The organism is Nonomuraea sp. NPDC049309 (genome assembly GCF_043196965.1).
GTDB classification, from domain to species: domain Bacteria; phylum Actinomycetota; class Actinomycetes; order Streptosporangiales; family Streptosporangiaceae; genus Nonomuraea; species Nonomuraea fastidiosa.
Genome location: NZ_JBICSH010000001.1, coordinates 2,805,451 through 2,826,550, shown reverse-complemented (window position 1 = coordinate 2,826,550; position 21,100 = coordinate 2,805,451). Strand labels below are relative to the sequence as shown.

The 21,100-nt window shown below is 71.2% G+C and carries 22 protein-coding genes and 1 pseudogene; 15 read left to right on the top strand and 8 right to left on the bottom strand.

The window, feature by feature from the left end; translation table 11 throughout:
- The first annotated feature begins 35 nt into the window (after nt 1-35).
- Entirely contained in the window at nt 36-326 is a 291-nt protein-coding gene (locus ACGFIM_RS12535) for a hypothetical protein (RefSeq protein ID WP_393198931.1), read from the top strand.
- Between the two features lie 149 nt (nt 327-475).
- Here ACGFIM_RS12535 and ACGFIM_RS12530 read toward each other — a convergent pair whose 3' ends face one another.
- The 3 genes from ACGFIM_RS12530 to ACGFIM_RS12520 all read right to left on the bottom strand — a co-directional run bounded on the left by ACGFIM_RS12530 (nt 476) and on the right by ACGFIM_RS12520 (nt 3,966).
- The gene (locus ACGFIM_RS12530) at nt 476-1,615 is read right to left on the bottom strand and encodes a response regulator (RefSeq protein WP_393198928.1); all 1,140 of its coding nucleotides are present in this window, start codon (nt 1,613-1,615) and stop codon (nt 476-478) included.
- A gap of 579 nt (nt 1,616-2,194) precedes the next feature.
- Nucleotides 2,195-3,478 (bottom strand): sensor histidine kinase, encoded by a 1,284-nt coding sequence (locus ACGFIM_RS12525; protein ID WP_393199733.1) that lies wholly within the window; start codon nt 3,476-3,478, stop codon nt 2,195-2,197.
- Nucleotides 3,478-3,966, bottom strand: coding sequence for a hypothetical protein (locus tag ACGFIM_RS12520; RefSeq protein ID WP_393198925.1), 489 nt, complete (start codon nt 3,964-3,966; stop codon nt 3,478-3,480). The genes ACGFIM_RS12525 and ACGFIM_RS12520 overlap by 1 nt, the downstream gene beginning before the upstream one ends.
- A gap of 759 nt (nt 3,967-4,725) precedes the next feature.
- On the opposite strand from ACGFIM_RS12520, the gene ACGFIM_RS12515 reads away from it, so the two are divergent.
- The 3 genes from ACGFIM_RS12515 to hemW all read left to right on the top strand — a co-directional run bounded on the left by ACGFIM_RS12515 (nt 4,726) and on the right by hemW (nt 7,461).
- The gene (locus ACGFIM_RS12515; RefSeq protein ID WP_393199730.1) at nt 4,726-5,181 is read left to right on the top strand and encodes an RNA polymerase sigma factor; all 456 of its coding nucleotides are present in this window, start codon (nt 4,726-4,728) and stop codon (nt 5,179-5,181) included.
- Nucleotides 5,178-6,107: a hypothetical protein gene (locus ACGFIM_RS12510; protein ID WP_393198922.1), complete on the top strand. Its 930-nt coding sequence runs from the start codon at nt 5,178-5,180 to the stop codon at nt 6,105-6,107. The genes ACGFIM_RS12515 and ACGFIM_RS12510 overlap by 4 nt, the downstream gene beginning before the upstream one ends.
- A gap of 133 nt (nt 6,108-6,240) precedes the next feature.
- Nucleotides 6,241-7,461 carry a radical SAM family heme chaperone HemW gene (hemW, locus tag ACGFIM_RS12505; RefSeq protein WP_393198919.1) on the top strand — a complete coding sequence of 407 codons (1,221 nt, stop codon included), beginning with the start codon at nt 6,241-6,243 and terminating at the stop codon, nt 7,459-7,461.
- A 199-nt stretch (nt 7,462-7,660) separates the two neighbouring features.
- Here the strand turns inward: hemW and ACGFIM_RS12500 are convergent, their stop codons facing one another.
- The 3 genes from ACGFIM_RS12500 to ACGFIM_RS12490 are packed head-to-tail and all read right to left on the bottom strand — an operon-like array spanning nt 7,661 to nt 9,917.
- Nucleotides 7,661-8,638, bottom strand: coding sequence for a DUF4870 domain-containing protein (locus ACGFIM_RS12500; protein ID WP_393198916.1), 978 nt, complete (start codon nt 8,636-8,638; stop codon nt 7,661-7,663).
- Nucleotides 8,635-9,444, bottom strand: coding sequence for a DUF3097 domain-containing protein (locus ACGFIM_RS12495; protein WP_393198913.1), 810 nt, complete (start codon nt 9,442-9,444; stop codon nt 8,635-8,637). The genes ACGFIM_RS12500 and ACGFIM_RS12495 overlap by 4 nt, the downstream gene beginning before the upstream one ends.
- A gap of 17 nt (nt 9,445-9,461) precedes the next feature.
- Nucleotides 9,462-9,917: a hypothetical protein gene (locus tag ACGFIM_RS12490; RefSeq protein WP_393198910.1), complete on the bottom strand. Its 456-nt coding sequence runs from the start codon at nt 9,915-9,917 to the stop codon at nt 9,462-9,464.
- 465 nt (nt 9,918-10,382) lie between these two features.
- Between ACGFIM_RS12490 and hrcA the strand changes: the two genes are divergently transcribed.
- Genes hrcA through ACGFIM_RS12475 form a run of 3 tightly spaced genes read left to right on the top strand, consistent with a single transcriptional unit; the run spans nt 10,383 to nt 13,278 of the window.
- Nucleotides 10,383-11,396, top strand: a complete 1,014-nt coding sequence (gene hrcA / locus ACGFIM_RS12485; RefSeq protein ID WP_364057033.1) for a heat-inducible transcriptional repressor HrcA — start codon at nt 10,383-10,385, stop codon at nt 11,394-11,396.
- A gap of 11 nt (nt 11,397-11,407) precedes the next feature.
- Nucleotides 11,408-12,550, top strand: a complete 1,143-nt coding sequence (gene dnaJ, locus ACGFIM_RS12480) for a molecular chaperone DnaJ (protein WP_393198907.1) — start codon at nt 11,408-11,410, stop codon at nt 12,548-12,550.
- Complete coding sequence (locus tag ACGFIM_RS12475) at nt 12,547-13,278, top strand: 16S rRNA (uracil(1498)-N(3))-methyltransferase (protein ID WP_393198904.1); 732 nt, start codon at nt 12,547-12,549, stop codon at nt 13,276-13,278. Before dnaJ ends, ACGFIM_RS12475 begins: the two co-directional genes overlap by 4 nt.
- 53 nt (nt 13,279-13,331) lie before the next feature.
- Here the strand turns inward: ACGFIM_RS12475 and ACGFIM_RS12470 are convergent, their stop codons facing one another.
- Together ACGFIM_RS12470 and ACGFIM_RS12465 are read right to left on the bottom strand one after the other, a co-directional pair.
- Nucleotides 13,332-13,997, bottom strand: a complete 666-nt coding sequence (locus ACGFIM_RS12470) for a hypothetical protein (RefSeq protein WP_393198901.1) — start codon at nt 13,995-13,997, stop codon at nt 13,332-13,334.
- Nucleotides 13,994-14,506: a SigE family RNA polymerase sigma factor gene (locus ACGFIM_RS12465; RefSeq protein WP_080047132.1), complete on the bottom strand. Its 513-nt coding sequence runs from the start codon at nt 14,504-14,506 to the stop codon at nt 13,994-13,996. The genes ACGFIM_RS12470 and ACGFIM_RS12465 overlap by 4 nt, the downstream gene beginning before the upstream one ends.
- A gap of 280 nt (nt 14,507-14,786) precedes the next feature.
- Between ACGFIM_RS12465 and ACGFIM_RS12460 the strand changes: the two genes are divergently transcribed.
- From ACGFIM_RS12460 to ACGFIM_RS12425, 8 genes and pseudogenes are all read left to right on the top strand, one after another.
- The gene (locus tag ACGFIM_RS12460) at nt 14,787-15,131 is read left to right on the top strand and encodes a histidine triad nucleotide-binding protein (RefSeq protein ID WP_393198898.1); all 345 of its coding nucleotides are present in this window, start codon (nt 14,787-14,789) and stop codon (nt 15,129-15,131) included.
- 139 nt (nt 15,132-15,270) lie between these two features.
- A pseudogene (locus tag ACGFIM_RS12455) lies at nt 15,271-15,975 on the top strand (PhoH family protein); the annotation flags it as partial.
- Nucleotides 15,964-17,220: a PhoH family protein gene (locus ACGFIM_RS12450; protein WP_393199727.1), complete on the top strand. Its 1,257-nt coding sequence runs from the start codon at nt 15,964-15,966 to the stop codon at nt 17,218-17,220. The pseudogene ACGFIM_RS12455 and the gene ACGFIM_RS12450, both read left to right, overlap by 12 nt.
- A complete protein-coding gene (gene ybeY, locus ACGFIM_RS12445) occupies nt 17,217-17,693 on the top strand; it encodes an rRNA maturation RNase YbeY (protein ID WP_393198895.1) in 477 nt (158 codons plus the stop codon). Before ACGFIM_RS12450 ends, ybeY begins: the two co-directional genes overlap by 4 nt.
- The gene (locus ACGFIM_RS12440; protein WP_393198892.1) at nt 17,690-19,099 is read left to right on the top strand and encodes a hemolysin family protein; all 1,410 of its coding nucleotides are present in this window, start codon (nt 17,690-17,692) and stop codon (nt 19,097-19,099) included. The genes ybeY and ACGFIM_RS12440 overlap by 4 nt, the downstream gene beginning before the upstream one ends.
- A gap of 533 nt (nt 19,100-19,632) precedes the next feature.
- Complete coding sequence (locus tag ACGFIM_RS12435) at nt 19,633-20,280, top strand: hypothetical protein (protein ID WP_393198889.1); 648 nt, start codon at nt 19,633-19,635, stop codon at nt 20,278-20,280.
- Nucleotides 20,281-20,290: 10 nt separating this feature from the next.
- A complete protein-coding gene (locus ACGFIM_RS12430; RefSeq protein ID WP_393198886.1) occupies nt 20,291-20,608 on the top strand; it encodes a cytidine deaminase in 318 nt (105 codons plus the stop codon).
- 1 nt (nt 20,609) lies between these two features.
- The gene (locus ACGFIM_RS12425) at nt 20,610-21,092 is read left to right on the top strand and encodes an NUDIX domain-containing protein (RefSeq protein ID WP_393198883.1); all 483 of its coding nucleotides are present in this window, start codon (nt 20,610-20,612) and stop codon (nt 21,090-21,092) included.
- The last annotated feature ends 8 nt before the right edge of the window (nt 21,093-21,100 follow it).

The window sequence follows — 21,100 nt, the reverse complement described above, 5'->3', positions numbered from 1 at the left end:
TTGCTGAGGAGACTCGACGGCTGCTGAGGCGCCACGTGGGTGAGGGTGAGAAGGCGGCGGACGGCACCGTGCTGGTGGATGTGCCCTATCCCGATGCCGCCGTGGTGGCGACGTTGCTCGACGTGGCGGCCGAGTGTTTCGGCGAGCGTGGCGGCTCGGTCGAGGAGACCCGGCAGGCGGCCCTTGAGACCCTCTTACAGCTCGCCGGGTTCGACGAGGAGTCCCAGCTCAACGGCGGGTCCGGCGAGAAGCTCCGCAAGCGGCCGGAAGGGGGTCTCAGCGAGGAGCGATCTGTGGGATGGGGGTCAGCCAGGGGCGAGCGGTAGGGAGGAGGCTCAGCGAAGGGGGAGTTGAGCAGGGGTGAGCGGTCGGAAGGAGGCTCAGCCAGGGGTGAGCGGTCGCGAGGAGGCTCAGCCAGGGGTGAGCGGTCGCGAGGAGGCTCAGCCAGGGGTGAGCGGAGCGGTAGGAGGGACGCTCAGCCGGGCGTGACCAGGCCGTGGCGGTAGGCGTACGTGACGGCCTGGGCGCGATCCCTGAGCCGCGCCTTGGCGAACAGGTTGTTGATGTGCGTCTTCACAGTGGCCTCCGTGATGAACAGCCGGGCGGCGATCTCGGTGTTCGACAGGCCCTCGGCGATGAGCATCAGCACCTCGCCTTCGCGCGGCGTCAGTCCGTCAGGAAGCCGGTCGCTGTTCCGCCGGGTCCGTCGCCCGGCGGAACGTCGCCGGTGCTGCGACGGAGACGCGCCGCCGAAACGTACGTCTCGCTCGAAAGGAGGTGCGTCTGAGCAGGATGGGCGCACCTCGGGAGTGTGCGCATCCGACCCATCCGCAAGAAGCTCCTCCGAAGAGGGCACAGCAGAGGCAGCCGACGAGAAGGCGTCGGTAGGCGCGACCTCCATGGAAGGCACGTCGGCAGAAGGGATGCCGGCGGAGGCGACGTCGGTAGGAACGTCGGCCGAAGGGATGCCGGCGGAGGTGGCGTCGGCAGGAACGTCAGCGACGGGGGCGTCAGTGCAAGGGGCGTCGGCGAAAGGGGCGCCGGTAGGCGCGTGCCCAGGAGAGGACGCGCCTGTGCCCGCGTCCGTTGGAGAGGGGGCATCGGCAGGAGATGCGTCGGGAGACGGTGACACGGCAGGGGGAGAGCTGCGCGGAGGAGACGCGGTCGAAGGAGGTGCCGCGGGCGGTGAGGAGGTGGGCTGGGACATGGTGTCCAGAAGGCGGAGCTGCACGGTGGGGTCGAGCTGGGCGTCCCCGCGCATGACGGTGGCGATGGCCTTGGCGATGTCCTCGGCCTCGGCGTCCTTGGTGAGGAAGCCACGCGCACCTGCCCTGAGCGCGGCGAAGACCGACTCGTCGTCCGAGTACGTGGTCAGCACCACGACCTGCGTGCCGGGATGGGCGGCCCGGATCCGGCGCGTGGCCTCGACACCGTCCATGCGAGGCATGCGCAGATCCATCAGGACCACGTCCGGCCGTTCCGACTCGACCAGCCGGAGCGCCGCCTCGCCGTCGCCCGCCGAGCCCACCACCTCGATGCCGGGCAGCAGGCCGAGCAGCAGCACCAGTCCTTCCCGCACCACGGCCTGGTCATCGGCCACGACCACCCTGGTCATCCGGTCACCTCCCACACCATGGCTTCCGAGCAAACGCCCCGTCCTCCGCTCGCCGGAGCGAGTCCGGCCTCACGCACCGGAAAAGGGACCTCGCGTGCCGGGGCAGGGGGTGACGCGCTGGCGGAAAGGGCGCCACATGCCGGAAGCAGGGCGTCACGCGGGGGAAGAAGGCGTCTTGTGCTGAGTGCAGGGCGTCACGCGAGGGGAGGGAGGGGAGGAGCGCGTCACGTGCTGAGTGCAGGGCGGGACGCGCTGGGGTCGGCATCTCACGTGCCAGAGAAGGGGTTTCGCAGGTCGAGGGCGAAGCTTCACGCGTGGGGAGCAGGGTCCCACTTGGTGGGAGTAGGGCGGGACGCGCTGGGGCCGGGGTTTCACGCGCTAGAGAAGGGGCCTCGCGTGCTGGGGGCGAAGCTTCACGCGCGGGGAGCAGGGCCTCGCTTGCTGGGAGTTGGGCGGGACGTGCTGGGGCCAGGGCCTCGTGTGCCGGGGTCGGGGCCTCACGCGTCGAAACCAGGGCCTCGAGTGCTGGGAACAGGGCAGCACGTGCCGGGAAAAGGCCGGACGAGGTGCTGGTCGTGATCATGCCGGCACCCTGACGTGGACGGTGAAGCCTTGGCCGTCGGCGCCGGCGGTGAGAGTGCCGCCGAGGAGTTCGGCGCGTTCGCGCATGCCGATGAGTCCGTGCCCGCCGCCCGTCGGTTCCTGCTTGGGTGTGGGCTCGTTGAGCGCGTGCGGCCGTTGTCCTGGGGCGGGGTCGTCGTGGGTGTGCGGTTGCTGTGCGGGCGCAGGGTCGCTGAATGGGTGTGGCCGTTGGTCGGACGCGGAAGCGCCGAGCGTGCGAGGTGCTACTGAGGAGCCGTCCTGGGGGCGGTTCTCGGGTGTGGTCGTGGCCGGCGAGTGGGGTCGGGGGGTGAGCGCGGCCGGGTTGGTGATGCGGAGGTCGCACCAGGTGGGGGAGAAGGTCAGCGTGATGCTCGCGGGGGCGCCGGGGGCGTGGCGGCGGATGTTCGTGAGGGCTTCCTGGGCGGTGCGCGTCAAGGCCAGCTCGGCCTCCGGGGTGAGGCGGCGTTCGGGGCCGGAGATGCGCAGCGTGCAGGGCAGGCGGGTGGTGCTCTCGAACTCCTCCTTGAGACGCCGCAGGGCGACAGGGAGCTCCGGCGGGTCCTCGCGGAGGGCGGCCACCGCGCGCCTCGCCTCCTCCAGGCCCGACTTGGCGAGGTCGCGGGCGCGAACGACGCGGTCGAGCGCCTCCTCGGTACGTTCGGCGCGCAGCAGCAGCTTGGCCCCCTCCAAATGGACGAGCTGGGCGGACAGGGAGTGGGCGAGGATGTCGTGGAGCTCCCTGGCGATCCTGGCCCGCTCGGCGAGCACGGCTTCCCTGGCCTCGGCCTGCCTGATGGCCTTGCGCTGCGCGGCGGCGTACGTGATGAGGAACACCAGGCTGGTGCTGAACGCGAGGGTCAGGTTCTTCGAGACGTCACCGGTGATCGCGCCCGACACCAGCAGGGCGACGATCGCCGTCGCGGTGACCACCAGCGACTTCGGCAGGGGCATGCGGCTCGTGGCGGCCACGACGCAGGCGAGCATGACGAGGGCGGAGGCGCCGTCCGGGGTCATGTCGTGCAGCACGGCGGCGATGACCGTGGCGACGGCGAGGCCGGCCACCGGGAGGGGCGTGTCCGCCGAGCTCCGGCCGGCGATCCTGAACGGGAGCAGGGCCAGGGCGAGTGCGAGCACCAGCGCGCAGCCCAGGATGACGCCCGATGGGCCCGCGGTGAGCGCGGTCCGGGTTTGGACCGCGCCGACCAGCACGATCGCGACCAGCCGCAGGATGCGGGGGAAGGGTCTGGGCGAAACGTGCATCACCGTTCGACGTTATAAGACCCGGTACGAGAACCGGAAAGCGCGCGTGCCCGAGCCGACACCACCAGTGACTGCGTGGCCAGGGTCAGGCCGACGAAGACCATGATGCCGCCGACGGCGACGGTCAGGCCCATGGCGCCGCCGGCGAGCTGCTCGGCCACCCGCACCGCGATCGAGCCCAGCCAGGCCAGCAGAGTCCAGCCGGTGCCCTTCGACCAGGCGGCCCCCTTGCCGTCGGCCCAGATGCGTACGGTCATCGCCCGCAGGATCCCGAGCCCCACGGCGGTCACCACTTCGACGGCGAGCATGAAGACGCTGGCGCCGAGGTGGTCGTTGTCGAGCACGCCGCCAGCGGCGACGCCGTACACGATCAGGGCGAGGGAGATGTAGAGGACGGCCGAGCGGTGGGCGGGGCGGGTCTTGAACTGGCGGTAGATGGCGTAGGCGAGGACGACGACGATCAGCAGGGGTGCGGCAGCGGAACTCATGTCACGTGACGGTAGGGACGGGGTCGTCGCCGCGGATCGACCTGCGGGTTGAGGTTCGCGCATCTCCACCCACGGGTGGAGGATCTGCCCGTTCCTCCCGATTTCTTCGATCTTCCAGACCTTCCCCACGTTCCTGACCTTCGCCAGGGGGTTCCTGACCTTCGCCACAAGCTTGGTGTGCCGGTCCGGGGGTCGGATTTCTCCGGCCGGGGTGGGTTTCTCTGGTCGTGGTTGGGCTTCTGCGGCCAGGGTTGGGCTTTCCGGTGGTGGTCGGGCGTCTGCGGGCCGGGGCTGGGCTTTTCGGTCGAGGTTGGGCTTCTCCGGTCAGGGTTGGGCTTTCGCTGATCCGGGCCGGGCTTCAACGGGAGGCTTGGTGGTCGGTGGATCGGCGGTGGTCGGCGGGAGCAGCAGTGGTCGGTGGCGGCCTCGGTGGTGGATGGTGGACGGTCGCCGGTCGGTGGTGGGGGCGGCGGTGATCGGTGGCCTCGGCGATGGTCGGTGGGGCGGCGGAGGCGGTGGGGCGTGATGGGGGTGGTGAGTGGGATGACCGGGATTGGGCTGGAGGTGGTGCGAGGGGCCGGACCTGGTGGCGGTGTCCGCCTGAGGTCGCCCCCCGGCCCGGGTCCGGTCGGGGTGAGTGTCCGGGGCGGGCTGTTGGGCGCGTTGGGTGCGGGGTGTCGTTTTCCGGGCGGGTGTGACCATTGCGGGGTCGATGGCGTCTGTACGTGACATGACCATCGAAACCGTTCGGAGGGCGACATCATCGAGGAGCTCTACCGCGAGCACTGGCCGCTCGTGTGCGGGTTCCTTCTGCGCAGGACCCGTGACCCGCATCTCGCCGAAGACCTGGCGCAGGAGACGTTCGTCAAGGCGACCAGGGCGCTGCTCGGCTGGCGCGGCGGGAACGCGGCCGCGTGGCTGCTCACGATCGCCCGTAACGTCCTGCTCGATCACGTGCGGAGGAGCCGCCGCGAGCTGGAGCTCCCCAGCCCCGACGAGCTGGGCGTGCCCCCGCTGCACGTCGCGGCGATGGACGTGCGCGACGCGCTGGAGCGGCTGCCCGAGCAGCAGCGCCGCCTGCTCACGCTGGTCTACTTCGAAGGCTTCTCGATGGTGGAGGTGGCCGCGATGACCGGACGGTCGCACAGTTCGATCAAGACCGCGGTGTGGCGGGCCAGGGCCGCCTTCGCCGACCTGTACACGGAGAGCTCATGAACGCCCCCGACACGTTCGACCTGCCCGACTTCGACCCCAAGCTGACCAGGCGCGCGGTGCGCCGGGGCCTGCTGCGGACGGTCGTGATCGTGCTGGCCGTGCTGGCGCTGCTCGCGGTGGCCGTGACGGAGGGATCGCGGCTGGTGCAGACCCGGGGTGATCGCGAACGCCGCATGATGGCCGTGCTCGGCACCGCGTTCAAGATGTACAACCCCGGCTATGTCGTGACGAACGGCACCTGCTGCGAGACGGCGCCGGCGTCCATGTCGTTCGAGGTGACCACGCGTCCCATGGGGCCCTCCAGGGCATGGCCGGCCGGCGGCCAGACGTACACGATCAGCCAGAGCTTCTTCGGCCGGGTCGGACGCCTGCCGCTCGGCCACACCGCCAACACCCGGCTCTCCCAGTCCCTGTTCGACGTCGGCACCGACCTGGGGGCCAAGGAGCGGGTGCGGCAGGTGCTCGCCAGGCTGCCCGGCGACCTGAACGCGCTGGCGGTGGTGGAGTTCGAGCGGCCGCTCGGGGAGACGGAGCTGAAGCGGTTCGTACGCGGCCACGGTTCCTGCGCCGGGCGGGTCGTGTACGAGCGCAGGCCCGGCGCGCTCCCGATCACCTGGGGTCACGACTACTGGTCGGATGCGACGGATCTCGGTGAGGGCCGAGACGTGAGCGAGGAGGCGTGCGAGGGGAGCCTGAAGGGGTTCCGCAGCTGGGTCGGCCTGCTGCGCGACCACGACGACGCCAATCTGCGCTCGTTCGACCTGAGCCTCAAGCGGTTGCGCGAGGCGGCGCGAGCCGGGCTCGCCCACGCTTACGTGGACAACCTCAGCTCAGTACGCAATCTCCGCGAACTGCTCAAGGACCCGCGAGTTCGGACGATCCGGCTCGCCGAGGTGGCGTTCGACCTGGACAGCCCGCACCCGTGACGGCCGGGACGGCCAGCGGAGGACGCTGCAGGGGGGCGAGGTGAGCGGGGTGCGGCGGGTGGTGTGTGTGGGCGGGTGGGCTGAGCGGGGCGGGAGTGGGCGGAGCACTGTGCGGGGCGGGCACACTGGAGGGGTGCCATCCATCCTGCCCGACGGTGATCCCGCGCCCGCCTCCGGCGAGTTGCCCGCCAGCGCTCTGCGCGGCCTCGGCGAGCGGCCGTTCGGCTTCTACGTGCACGTGCCGTTCTGCCTGACCCGCTGCGGCTACTGCGACTTCAACACGTACACGGCCTCCGAGCTCGGCCCCGGGGCCTCGCAACGCGACTACGCCGACACGGTGATCGAGGAGATCCGGCTGGCGCGGCGCGTCCTGGGTGAGACGGACCTGCCGGTGGAGACGGTGTTCTTCGGCGGCGGCACCCCCACGCTGCTGCCCCCCGAGGATCTGGCGCGCATTCTCGCCGCGATCGGCTCGGAGTTCGGGCTGCGGCCGGACGCCGAGGTCACCACCGAGGCCAACCCGGAGTCGGTCGATCCGTCGTCGCTGGAGAAGCTGCGCCACGGCGGGTTCAACCGGATCAGCTTCGGCATGCAGAGCGTACGCGAGCACGTCCTGCAGGTGCTCGATCGCCGCCACACGCCGGGCAGGGCGGCCGCGGCGGTCAAGGAGGCCAGGGAGGCCGGGTTCGAGCACGTCAACCTCGACCTGATCTACAGCACGCCGGGCGAGTCCGACGACGACTGGCGGGCGTCGCTGAGCGCGGCGATCGAGGCGGGGCCCGACCATGTGTCGGCGTACTCGCTGATCGTCGAGGAGGGCACCCGCCTGGCGGCGCGGATCCGGCGCGGCGAGCTGCCGATGCCCGACGACGACGTGGCCGCCGACCGTTACCTGATCGCCGACGAGCTGCTGTCGCAGGCCGGGTTCGAGTGGTACGAGGTGTCGAACTGGGCGGCGTCGCAGGACGCCCGCTGCCGCCACAACCTGCTCTACTGGACCGGCGGCGACTGGTGGGCCGCCGGCCCAGGAGCGCACAGCCACGTCGGCGGCACCCGCTGGTGGAACGTCAAGCACCCCGCCGCCTACGCCCAGCGGCTCGCCGCCGGCGCCTCGCCCGCCCACGCCCGCGAGGTGCTCGGGCCGGACGACCGCGCCGCCGAACGCCTCATGCTGGAGCTGCGGCTGTCGTCCGGCTACCCGCTGGCCGACGTCGCGCCCGCCGCGCGGCCCGCGGTGGCGAGCGCGCTCGCCAGAGGACTGCTGGAGCCGGAGCCGTTCAAGGCGGGCCGCATGGTGCTGACCCTCCAGGGCAGGCTGCTGGCCGACGCCCTGGTCAGAGATCTCCTGGTCTGACGCGGCCGGCTGGTCTGACGCGGATGACCGGTCCGGGCCGATGACTCGGTCAGGGGCCTCGCAGCCGGCTGCTCACGGCTCCTGCCCCGGCCTGTGATGCCCGGTTCGGCGGCCGGCTTCCGGCGTGGTCGGCTGGCCCAGGGTGACGCTCTGGGCGGGGGATTTCGGGCCGGGTGATGCAGCCGGGGGCTTTTCGGGGTCAGGTGATGAAGGGGATGGCGATCGGATAGCGGTAGTGCTTGCCCTTGTTGGCCGCCACCGCAGCCTGGATGTGGAAGATCAGCGACACCACGTAGATCGCCGGCAGCGTCAGGAAGCCGATGAAGAAGAACATCAGGAACATCGACGCGAGGTAGCCGATGAACATCGTGAGCTCGAAGTTCAGCGCACCGGCGGCGTGGTCCCTGACGTAGGGGGACTGGTCCTTGCGCACCAGGTAGATGATGAGCGGGCCGATCCAGGAGACCAGCAGGCCCAGCAGGTGGCTGAGCATCGCCATGCTGTTGTCGTCGGTGCCGGGGCGGGGGCCGAAGCGGCCGGGGACGTACGGCTGGCCGGGCGGTTGCGCGTATCCGTAGCCGGGCGGGGGCGGCGGGTATCCGGGGCGTCCGTAACCGCCGGGGTGTCCGCCGGGCGCGCCGTAGGGGCCCTGCCGGTCGTGACCGGGCGGGCCGTAGCCGGTGGGCGGCTGCTGGTAGTACTGGGGCGCCGAGCCGGGCAGCTGCCCGTAGGGGATCTGCTCGCCGTAGGAAGGGGGCTGCGGCCCGTACCCGGGCGTCGAACCGGGCTGCGCGCCGTAGCCGGGGGTGGAGCCGGGCTGTGCGCCGTAACCGGGGGCTGATCCGGGCTGCGCGCCGTAGCCGGGCGCGGGGTCGGCGGGTGCGCTGTAGCCGGGGGTGGAGCCGGGCTGTGCGCCGTAGCCGGGGGCTGATCCGGGCTGGGGGTCGTAGCCGGGCGCGGGGCCGGCGGGTGCGCTGTAGCCGGACGCGGGGTCAGGCTGCTGTCCGGACGGCGGCGGCGGGCCCGGCTGCGGGCCGGAGCCCGGCGCGGGCGGCGGCATGTCGGCGGGGGAGAACTTGCGCGTGGCGTCGGCGTCCGCCGGGCTCACCATGCGGGTCGCGTCGTCGTCGGCGGGAGGTCGGGGCGGGTCTTGGCCGGCGTGGGGGTCTTGACTCATGGTGCCTCCGTAACGAAGTCGATCAGCTCCTCGACCCGGCCGAGCAGCGCCGGCTCGAGGTCCGTGTACGTCTTGACGGCGCCGAGGATGCGCCGCCACGCCTCCGCGGGCTCCATGCGCCAGCCCAGCGCGGCGATGACACCCTCCTTCCACGGGACGCCGCGCGGCACCTCCGGCCAGGCCGGGATGCGCAGCACGGACGGTTTGACCGCCTGCCAGATGTCGACGAACGGGTGGCCGACCACCAGCACGTCGGGGGAGGTGATCTCGGCGGCGATCCGGCTCTCCTTGGAGCCGGGCACCAGGTGGTCGACGAGCACGCCGAGCCGCCGCCCCGGCCCGGGGCGGAACTCCTCGACGATGGCCGGCAGGTGGTCGATGCCTTCGAGGTATTCGACGACCACGCCCTCGACCCGCAGGTCGTGGCCCCAGATCTTCTCGACGAGCGCGGCGTCGTGGACGCCTTCGACGTAGATGCGGCTCTGCCGGGCCACTCTCGCCCGCAGGCCTTCGACGGCGATGGAGCCCGACGCGCTGCGCCGGGGACCCGCGGGGGCGGGCGCGGCGGGGCGTATCAGCGTGACGGGCTTGCCCTCCAGCAGGAACGCGGCGGGCGCGAGCGGGAAGAGCCGGCGGTTGCCGAACCGGTCCTCAAGGGTGACGGCCTCCTTGTCGCACGCCACCACGGCGCCGCAGAAGCCGCTGTCCGCGTCCTCCACGACGAGGTCCCGCTCGGCGGGCACCTCGGGGATCTTCCCCTTGCCCGGCCGCCGCCAGTTTCCCGCCAGCACATCGCCCTCGTACACACGGGGACCGTAGCAAATCACCCGCTGACCGCAAGGCGCTTACGGGCGCCGCTGCGGCGGACGATGACGATGATCGTGCCCGCGACGGCGATGAGCAGCCCGGCGCCTGCGAGGGCGACCATGATGATCATGCCGTCGGCGACGCCGGCCACGACGGAGGAGAAGTCGCGGCCGATGCCGTAGCGCACGGTGGCCTGCTCGTCGTTGACACAGGTCAGCTCGTAGTCGCCCTTGGCGGGGGCGTTGATCACGAGGATCTGCTCCCAGACCGCGGCCTCCGCCTCGATGAGCCGCCGCTCGGAGGGCTTGGCCAGCTTCGCGTCCCCGCTGATGGAGCAGTCGTAGGTGACCGCGGTGTCGCTCGCGAGATAGACGCCGGGTCTGGCGGACGGGTCCACCGTCACCGTGATCTTTTCGCCGGACGCGAACGTCTGTCTGGGCGCCAGGCCGGAGCCGGCGCCCACACCGTTCATGAACAGCACGACTCCGGCCGCCGCGCAGGCCAGGAACACGCCCCAGGCGGCCGCGATCCACCACGGGCTGGGCTTTATGGCTTTGGAGTCGATTCGTGGTGGAAATTGGGCCTGTTGGCCGTATTGTCCGTACTGAGATGGCGGGCCGAACTGATATGGGTCACCGTACGGCGGCGGGCCCTGCGGAGGTGCGGGCTGCCGGCCGTATTGGGGTGGTTCCTGCGGAGGCTGCCACGGCGGCTGTCCGTGCGGGGCCGGTTCGTGGCCGGGCGGCGGGCCGTACGCCGGGGGACGGGAATCGTCGGTCATGAGGGCAAGTGTGCGGCCTGCTGCTCGCAGGAAGCCAGATGCAGTTGGGACGCGGTGTTATCGCACCTTGTGGGCGAGAGCCGTACACTTGGCACTCGGGAACACAGAGTGCTAGACACCACGTTCCTGTAAGGGACAGAGGCAGGAGGTGAGCACGTGCTCGACGATCGGAAGCTGGCGGTGCTCCGGGCCATTGTCGAAGACTACGTGTCCACCAACGAACCGGTGGGCTCCAAGGCGCTGGCCGAGCGTCACAATCTGAAGGTCTCCCCGGCGACGGTCAGGAACGACATGGCCGCGCTGGAGGAGGAAGGCTACATCACCCAGCCGCACACCAGCGCGGGCCGCGTGCCGACGGACAAGGGCTACCGCCTGTTCGTCGACCGGCTCTCGCAGGTCAAGCCGCTGTCGGCGGCCGAGCGGCGGGCCATCGAGACGTTCCTCGCGGGCGCCGTCGACCTCGACGACGTGGTCACCCGCACGGTCCGGCTGCTGGCGCAGCTCACCCGGCAGGTCGCGGTCGTGCAATACCCGACGCTCACCCGCTCGACGGTCCGGCACGTCGAGCTCGTTCCCCTGACCGAGCGGCGGGTCATGCTCGTGCTCATCACCAACACCGGCCGCGTCGAGCAGCGTGTGGTGGAGCTGCCGGAAGTGGTGGAGGACCACCGCATCGCCAACCTGCGCGCCGTGCTCAACGCGTGCCTCGACGGCTGCGGTTTGAGCGCCGTGCCCGAGCTGGTCGCCGACCTGCCGGAGAGACTCCCCGTCGAAGACCGGCCCGCCGCCGCGACGATCCTCTCGGTGCTGCTCGAGACGCTGGTCGAGCGGCACGACGAGAAGGTCGTGTTCGCCGGGGCGGCCAACCTCGCCGGCGCCGACTTCGCCACCGGTCTGCGCGACGTGCTGGAGGCGCTTGAGGAGCAGGTCGTCCTCATGCGGCTGCTCGGCGAGACATCCTCAGACACCCCGTCCGCGCTCACCGTGCGCATCGGATCGGAAAACCCCTACCTGCGGGGCACATCCGTCGTCGCGACCGGATACGGTTCTGGCGACAACCAACTCGCCCGGCTCGGCGTTCTGGGGCCGACCAGGATGGACTACCCCGTGACGATGGGCGCCGTACGCGCGGTGGCACGCTACGTCAGCCAGATCCTGGCTGCATCATAAGAGGTCGATAAGTGGCAAACAGCGACTACTACGCCACCCTCGGGGTGCGCCGTGACGCAAGTCAGGACGAGATCAAGAAGGCGTATCGCCGGCTCGCTCGCGAGCTGCACCCTGACGTGAACCCCGATCCTGACACCCAGGAGCGGTTCAAAGAGATCACGCAGGCCTACGAGGTGCTGTCCGACCCGAACAAGCGCCAGATGTACGACCTGGGTGGCGACCCCTACGGCGGCGGCGCGGGAGCGGGCGCCGGTGCCGGCGGGTTCGGAGCGGGCTTCCCGTTCAGCGACATCATGGACGCCTTCTTCGGCACCGCCACCGGTGCCAGGGGGCCGCGCTCGCGTGCCCGCAGGGGCCGCAACGCCACGATCAGGGTCGAGCTCGACCTGCGCGAGACCGCGTTCGGCACGACCCGCGAGCTCGCCGTGGACACGGCCGTGCTCTGCGACGTCTGCCACGGGGCCGGCACCGCGCCGGGCACCCACCCCGACACCTGTGACATGTGCAGCGGGCGCGGCGAGATCTCCCAGGTCACGCGCTCCTTCCTGGGCCAGGTCATGACCTCGCGGCCCTGCCCGCAGTGCGGCGGCTTCGGCACGATCATCCGCCACCCCTGCCAGGAGTGCTCCGGCGACGGCCGGGTGCGCACCCGCCGTACGATCAAGGTCCGCATCCCCGCGGGCGTCGAGGACGGCACCCACATCCAGCTCGCCGGCGAGGGCGAGGTCGGGCCCGGCGGCGGCCCGCCGGGAGACCTGTTCCTGGAGATCGTCGAGCGGCCCCACGAGATCTTCGAACGGCGCGGTGACGACCTCCACTGCACCGTGCAGATCCCGATGACGGCCGCCGCGCTCGGCACCGTGCTGACGGTGGACACCCTCGACGGCACCGAAGAGGTCGACGTCCGGCCCGGCACGCAGTCCGGCCAGGTCATCACCATGTACGGCAGGGGCGTCCAGCGGCTCAACGAGTCCGGCAGGGGCGACCTGCTCATCCACGTCAACGTCGAGACGCCGACCCGCCTCGACTCCGCCCAGGAGGAGTTGCTGCGCGAGCTGGCCAGGCTGCGAGGTGAGGAGCGCCCGCCTGGCAAGTTCGCACCGGGTCAGCAGGGTTTTTTCTCCCGCCTGCGTGACGCCTTCAACGGCCGGTGACGGCGCCGGTCTTCCTCTGCGAGCGCGAGCGCCTCGACGGGGCCGAGCTGACGCTGGAGGGCCCCGAGGGGCGGCACGCGGCCGCCGTGCGCCGGTTGCGGCCCGGTGAGCGCGTCGACCTCACCGACGGCGCGGGCGCGGTGGCCGAGTGCGTCGTACGCGAGACGCTGAAGGACAAGCTCAGGCTCGACGTGCTCCGCCGCTACGACGTCGAACGGCCGGCGCTCCGGCTGACGGTCGTCCAGGGCCTGCCCAAGGGCGACAGGGGCGAGCTGGCGGTCGAGATGATGACCGAGGCGGGCGTCGATGTGATCGTGCCGTGGGCGGCCGCGCGCAGCATCACGCAGTGGAAGGGCGACAAGGTCGCCAAGGCGCTGGGCCGCTGGCGCTCCACCGCGCGCGAGGCGGGCAAGCAGGCCCGCCGCTTCCACCTGCCGGAAGTGGCCGACCTCGCCTCCACCGCCCAGGTCGAGCGGCTGCTGGCGGAGGCCGCGCTGGGCCTGGTGCTGCACGAGGAGGCCACCGAGCCGCTGTCGGGCGTGGCGCTGCCCGCCGAGGGCGACATCGTCATGGTGGTCGGTCCCGAGGGCGGGGTCTCGGAGGAGGAGCTGGCCAGGTTCACGACGGCCGGGGCGGCGCCCGTGCTGCTCGGCCCGACGGTCCTGCGCACCTCCACGGCGGGGGTGGCGGCGGCGTCCGTGCTGTTCAGCCGTACGGGGCGCTGGTGAGCCTCTCGAGCCGCTGACGCTCCTCAGGCGTCTTCAGGGCCTGCTCGGCGTCGTCAGGGGGTCGGCTGCGTGTCCTGCACCGGCGGCGTGGACGCCTCGACGGGCGGCGTCTCGGTCATCGCGTCCTCGGGAGGGCACTCCTCGGGCGGGCACGACGACGGCGGCGCGGACGTCTCGATCATCGTGGGGCTCGGCGTCGGCGTGGGCGGCGGCGAGAGCGTGGGGCAGTCGGCCGGCGGCTCGGCTTCATCGGCGAGCGCCGACGGGCAGGGGGTGGGGGTGGGCGTGGGAGTCGGTGACGGCCTGCTGGTCGAGTCGGCCTTGCGGGTCACCTTGGGCGTCGCGCGCTCCGGCGTGCCGGGCGGAAGCACCACCGGATGGGACTGGCGGGGCACGACGTGGGTCTCCGGCGGGTCGATGGACCGGGTGGTCGAGGAGTTGGACGGCACCTTGGTCGTCTCATCGTCCACGACCTGCACGGGAGCCCGATCGATGATCTGGGAGCGCAGCCCGGGGACGGCCAGCACGATCGTGCCGGCCACCAGGACCGCGCCGGCCGCGGCCGCCCCCGCCCGCCACCAGAACAGCCTTCGTACGCTTCGCCGCTCGATACGAGCACGGATGATCTCCAGTCCGTCCGGCGAGGGCACGACCGCGTCCGCCTCCGCGCGGAGCGCACGGCGCAACAGGTCGCCGTACTCGTCGGGGGGCTGGGTCATGACATCTTCTCCAGGACCGATCGCAAGGCGGCCATGCCACGTGCCGTGTGGCTCTTGACCGCCCCCTTGCTGATGCCCATGGCGTGAGCGATCTCAGCTTCGGACAGATCACCGTAGTAGCGTAGAACCAGTGCTTCTCTCTGTCGGGTGGGCAGGGCACGTAACGCCTCGATCACGGCAGAACGTTCCAGCTCCCCGATTGCGCCGTTTTCGGCACTCGGCGCGTCAGGCAGACCTTTCGGAGCATACTTCTCGACGACCGCGCGATGGCGCAGCACGGACCGGGACCGGTTGACGACCGACTGGCGCAGGTAGGCAAGTGCTTTGTCGGGGTCGCGCAGCCTGCGCCAGGCGCCATGGATGGCGACGAACGCATCCTGCACGACTTCCTCAGCTGTCGCTATGTCGCGCACCAGCAACACGGCGAGACGCACCAATGACCTAAAATGAGCGCTGTACAGCGCCGTCACGGCCATGTCGGCATCCCACCCGACCGGCACCGCCCCCATCGACCTGTCGGCCAGAAGGGTTTCGGTGGTCACATCAGTGGGACGCGCGGCCTTCCCAGAGGGTTTACGCTCTTCCGGTTCTGGAGGTTTCCCCGGTTCCTTAGGGTGCATTACCCAGTCTGTGTCCTCGCCAGGTGGCGCTCGCCCGACCCTGAATCGTCTTTTCTGCTGAAGTGTCGCACACTCACCCTAACCTTGTTGATCTTCCTGTGCACGACACAGGTGATTACCGATTCGCAACGGACTCGGCCGTGGGCTGCGCCCTCGGTAGGCTGATCGGGTGAGCGATTGCCTCTTCTGCAAAATCGTCGCCAAGGAGATTCCCGCCGAGATCGTTTACGAAACCGGCAGGACCCTGGCGTTCCAGGACATCAACCCGCAGGCGCCGACCCACGTGCTCGTCATCCCGAAGGAGCACCACGCGAACGCCGCGGCGCTCGCCCAGGCCGACGACGGGCTCGCTGACGAGGTGCTCAAGACCGCGCACGAGGTGGCCGTGCTGCGCGGCGTCGCCGAGAGCGGTTACCGCATCGTCTTCAACACCGGGCCCGGCGCGGGCCAGACGGTCTTCCACGTCCACGCCCACGTGCTGGGCGGGCGCGACCTGACCTGGCCGCCGGGCTGACGGCCCGCAGCGGCCGGGGCCGCCTGCACGGGGCCCGGACGCTGCGAATATCGGGGCGAGCAATCGGCCTGGCCCCGGATACGATGGGCGGAGAAGAACTCCGAAAGAGACCGGGAGGCATCAGGCCGCTGGCCTGCCCATGTCCGAACTACACGAATCCCGACGTACAGCACCTCCCTCGCGGACTCAAGCGAAGGTGCTGATACCGGACGAATACCCGATGGTCAGCCTCCTGGGCTCCGGCGATGAGCTGTTGCGCGTCATCGAAGGCGCCTTCCGGGCCGACATCCACGTACGCGGTAACGAGATCACCGTCACCGGCAGCCCTGACGAGAGCGGCACCGTCGTACGCCTCTTCGAAGAGCTCGTCGAGGTCCTGCGCAGCGGCGGGGAGCTGAGCCCCGACGCGGTCGAGCGCAGCATCGCCATGCTGCGCATGACCTCCGACCGGCCGGCAGAGGTGCTCTCGCTCGACATCCTGTCGTCGCGGGGCCGCACCATCCGTCCCAAGACCGTCAACCAGAAGCGTTACGTCGACGCCATCGACAAGCACACCATCGTCTTCGGCATCGGCCCCGCCGGCACCGGCAAGACGTACCTCGCGATGGCCAAGGCGGTGCGCGCGCTGCAGGAGAAGCGGGTCAACCGCATCATCCTGACCCGGCCGGCGGTCGAGGCGGGCGAGCGGCTGGGCTTCCTGCCCGGCACCCTGTACGAGAAGATCGACCCCTACCTGCGGCCGCTCTACGACGCGCTGCACGACATGGTCGACCCCGACTCCATTCCCAAGCTGATGGCCGCGGGCACCATCGAGGTCGCGCCGCTGGCCTACATGCGCGGGCGGGCCCAGCCGGTCGGCAGCAAGGTGCTGACGCCCGATGGCTGGCGCCCCATCGGCGAGCTGGAGGTCGGCGACCTCGTCGTCGGGTCCGATGGCGAGCCGACGCCCGTGCTGGGCGTCTACCCGCAGGGCGAGAAGAAGATCTACCGCCTGTCCAGCCAGGACGGCGCCTCGGTCCTCGCCAGCGAAGACCACCTGTGGACCGTCCGCGACGGCCGTGACGGGCCCTGGCGGGTGCTGGAGACCAAGGAGCTGGCCGGCGACCTCGGTCCCGCCGGCGCGCGCCGGTGGGAGCTGCCGCTGCTGACCGCGCCGGTCCGCTTCCCCGAGCGCGAAGTCCCGATGGACCCGTACGCGCTGGGCCTGCTGCTCGGCGAGGGCCGCGGCGCCGCGTTGCAGACCGCGTCCCGGTTCGCGTCCCGGAGCCTGGGCGCGCCGGTCGCGGCCGGTCGCTCCGGCGGCGCCACGACGCTCGCCCGCCCGCCGGCCGAGCTCGGCCTTGCGGACCTCGGGCCGGAGGCGGCGTACGTGCCGGAGGCCTACCTCCGCAACACGCCGGAGATCAGGCTCGCGCTGCTCCAGGGCCTGCTCGACGCCGCCGGCGCGGTCACCGCCGACGGCCTGCGCTTCACCACCGCGTCCGAGCGGCTGCGCGGCGACGTCGTCACCCTGGTGCGCTCGCTCGGCGGCGTGGCGCGGCAGGCGGCGGGCGGTCTCGACGTCCACCTGCCCGAGGGCGTCGAGCCCTTCAGGCAGGCCGGCAAGGCGGCGGCCTACCGCGCCCACGGCGGCGTCCGCCCCGAGCGCCGTATCGAGCACATCGAGCCGAGCGGCACCGCCGAGTGCGTCTGCATCCAGGTGGCGGCCGAGGACTCCCTCTATGTCACCGAGGGCTTCCTGCTGACCCACAACACGCTCAACGACGCCTTCATCATCCTCGACGAGGCACAGAACTCCTCGGCCGAGCAGATGAAGATGTTCCTGACCCGGCTCGGGTTCAACTCGAAGATCGTGGTCACCGGCGACGTCACGCAGGTCGACCTCCCCGCGGGCACGGTGAGCGGCCTGCGGGTGGTACAGGAGATCCTCGAAGGCATCCCCGACATCCACTTCGCCCGGCTGACCAGCACCGACGTCGTGCGCCACAAGCTCGTCAGCGAGATCGTCGACGCCTACGGGCGCTACGACGCCTCGCAGGCGGCCCAGGAGCCCAAGGCGATCCAGCAGCGAGGGAAGCGGCGACCGTGAGCATCGAGATCAACAACGAGTCGGGCGTCGGCATCGACGAGGAGAGCATCGTCGCGCTGGCCACCCACGTGCTCGGCGAGATGGGCATCAACCCGCTGGCCGAGCTGTCCATCGTGGTCGTCGACGAGGACGCCATGGCCGAGCTTCACGAGAAGTGGATGGGCGAGCCCGGCCCGACCGACGTGCTGGCGTTCCCGATGGACGAGCTGCGTCCTGGCGGCGGCGCGCGCGGCGAGTCCGAAGGCCCCGCCGACCCCGCGCTGCTCGGCGACGTCGTGCTCTGCCCGCAGGTGGCCGCCAGGCAGGCGGAGGAGGCCGGGCACAGCACGGCCGACGAGCTCGAGCTGCTGTGCACGCACGGCATCCTGCACCTGCTCGGTTACGACCACGCCGAGCCGGAGGAGCACAGAGAGATGTTCGGTCTACAGGCCCGGCTCCTCGAGTCGTGGCAGGAGGTGCGCAAGCCGCGGTGAACGCCTGGTTGCTGTCGGCCATCGCACTCGTCATCGTCGGTGGCCTGATCGCCAGTGCGGAAACGGCGCTGACACGCATCTCCCGGGTGCGTGCCGACGAATACGTCCGTGAGTCGCGGCGCGGCGCCGCGCGCTTGCAGAGCATCGTGAACGACCCGCCGCGCTACCTCAACCTGCTCCTGCTCCTGCGGCTGAGCTGCGAGATGGCCGCGACCGTCATCGCGACGCTGCTCTTCATCGACCTGATGGACGACCAGGGCTGGGCCTACTTCTGGGCGGCGGCCGTGATGATCGTCATCAGCTACGTCGTGGTCGGCGTGATGCCGCGTACGCTGGGCCGCCAGCACGCCGAGCCGGTGGCGCTGGCCAGCGCCCCCATCGTCTACGGCCTGACCCGCATACTCGGCCCGCTGCCCAAGCTGCTCATCCTGCTGGGCAACGCGCTGACGCCCGGCAAGGGCTTTCGCGACGGCCCGTTCACCTCGGAGGCCGAGCTGCGCGACCTGGTCGATCTGGCCGAGGAGCGCCAGGTGATCGAGCCGGACGAGCGCGAGATGATCCACTCGGTGTTCGAGCTCGGCGACACGCTCGTGCGCGAGGTGATGGTGCCCCGCACGGACATGGTCTACATCGAGCGGGCCAAGACGATCAGCCAGGCGCTGTCGCTGGCGTTGCGCAGCGGCTTCTCCCGCATCCCCGTGGTCGGCGAGAACGAGGACGACGTCATCGGCATCGCCTACCTCAAGGACATCGCCCGCAAGATCCACGAGTCGGGCGAGGGCGGGGGCAAGGAGACGGTCGAGTCGATCATGCGGCCGGCCGCGTACGTGCCCGAGAGCAAGCCCATCGACCAGCTCATGCGGGAGATGCAGGCGCGCCAGATCCACATCGCGATCGTCATCGACGAGTACGGCGGCACGGCCGGCCTGGTCACGATCGAGGACGTCCTGGAGGAGATCGTCGGCGAGATCACCGACGAGTACGACCAGGAGGCGCCCAGGGTCGAGGCCATGGAGGACGGCGGCATGCGGGTGACCGCGCGCATGCCGGTCGACGAGCTGGGCGAGCTGTTCGACACCGAGATCGACGTCGATGACGTCGAGACCGTGGGCGGGCTGCTCGCGCACGCGCTCGGCCGGGTGCCGATCGCCGGCTCCCACGCCGAGGTGGCGGGGCTGTCGCTGACCGCGGAGAGCCTGGCGGGCCGGCGCAACCGGATCAGCACCGTGGTCGTGCGGCGGGTGACGCCGTCGGAGGACGAGGCGCTGCCGGTCTCGGCCGAGCGCGAGCGGGATCGGGACAGGGACCGCGACCGGGATCGGGATCGCGACAGGGACCGCGACAGGGACCGCGACAGGGACCGGGATCGCGAAGGCGAACGGGAGCGCCACGCCGGCCGAGAGTGACCCACCGGGCCCCGGCCGGCCTCCCCCGGAGCGGGCCTTTCCTGGAGCGGCTGAGGGCCCGAGGCGGTCAGGCCCGGAGTTCCCGGACCTGGGGCGGCCGGGGGCGAGGCGGTCAGGCCCGGAGTTCCCGGACCTGGGGCGGCCGAGGACGAGGCGGTTGTGGCTTGGCATCTTGCGGTCGGGCTGTGGCCTGGCATTGTGGGGTTGGGGCGGCGAAAGCCGCGAATGCGGGCGAAACGGCAAGCGTTCTACAAGTCTTCTGCAAGCCGGGTACGGCACTCTCGAACCAACGACATCCAGTGCGGTGGGTGTCTATGAGGGGAAACCGTCCGAAGGCCGGGTGGGGTTCGCGGCCCGAGGGCGATCCTGGGGGGAACGACGGCGTCCGGCCTTGGTACCGGGTCGCGACGCCGGTCGGCGTAAAGGGTGCTCTCGTCCTGATCAGGGCGGGGGCACCCTTTTTGCGTATTGGTGGTCACTCCGGTGGATTGCCGGAATATGCGTGCGGGGAGGCTGCGGTTCAAGGGGGGATCATGAAACGAAGACCAGGGATCGGCGCCTGCGCGCTGCTCACCTGCCTCCTGGCGGGGTGCGGCGGCGTGGGAGCCGAGAGCTTTCTCGACGCACAGGCCATGGCGCAGCTGCGCGCAGTGGTCAGCAAGGAACAGCCGCGCCTGCCGGACGGCTTCACGATCAGGCCGGAGCAGGCCTGGCAGATGCCGTTCGGGCAGGCGGACGAGAACTGCCGGGCCGTGCTGGCACCGCCCGGAGGCAAGGCGCCGGGACAGGCGCTCACCGCGCAGGCCGCGGTCAGCTACCACGGCGAGGGCCTCGGCGAGCAGGCCGGGGTCGGCCTCGCCAAGTACGCGGCCGGAGAGGCCGAAGACCACCTGGACGAGCTGGCGGAGGCGCTGCGCAAATGCCACGCCGTGCGCAGCTCGAGCGGCACCGACCTGCGGCCGCACGAACTGCCCATCGAAAAGGCGGTGCGGGAGGCGGCCGACGACGCCGTCGGGGCGCGCTTCAGCGGACGGCTGAACGGCTACCCGTACGAGCTGGACCTCGTGCTCGCCCGCGTCGGCGACACCCTGGTCTCGGTGGTGCACACGGGGATGAACGACGTGGACGCCGAGCGTACCCGGAAGGTCGTCGAGGCGGCGCTCTCCATGGTCAGCGCCTAACCTAGAGCGCGTGACACTCGATCCCGAAGACAGCAAGATCATCACGTTGGCCCGTTCCGCCCGTGCGCGCAACGGCTCAGCCGAGGGCGCGGCCGTGCGCGACGAGACGGGCCGCACCTACGCGGCGACGAACGTGGCCCTGTCGGCGCTGACGCTCTCGGCCGTGCAGGTCGCGGTGGCCATGGCGGTCTCCAGCGGCGCGCGTTCCCTGGAGGCGGTCGCGCTGGTCAGCGAGGGCGATCCGAGCCCGGACGACGAGGCGGTGGCGGCCGAGCTGGGCGCCGGCAAGCTGCTCGTGGCCGGCCCCGACGGCACCCTGCGAGGCTGACATGCCGATGTCGCCCTTCCTGGCGAGACTGCGGGAGAAGGTCGGCTCCGACCTGATCATGCTGCCCTCGGTCTCCGCGTTCGTGTTCGACGACGACGGCCGCCTGCTGCTGGCCAACCACGGCGACGTACGGCGGTGGGCGGCCCCGGGCGGCGGCGTCGATCCCGACGAGCGGCCCGAGGACGCCGTCGTGCGGGAGCTGCGCGAGGAGCTGGGCGTCGAGATCGAGGTGCAGGGCCTGATCGGCGTGTACGGAGGCCCTGAGTTCCGTACGGTCTATCCCAACGGCCACGAGGTCGGCTACGTCATCGCCGCCTACGGCTGCCGGCTCGCCCCCGGATCCCCCGAGCCGCGCCCCGACGGCGTGGAGATCCACGACTACCGCTGGGTCGCGGAAGAGGAGCTGCCCGCCCTCGAAACCACCCCCTGGACGCCGGGCGTCGCGCCCCAGGCATACGCCTGGTGGCGTGAACACGCCCGCTGATGGGCCAC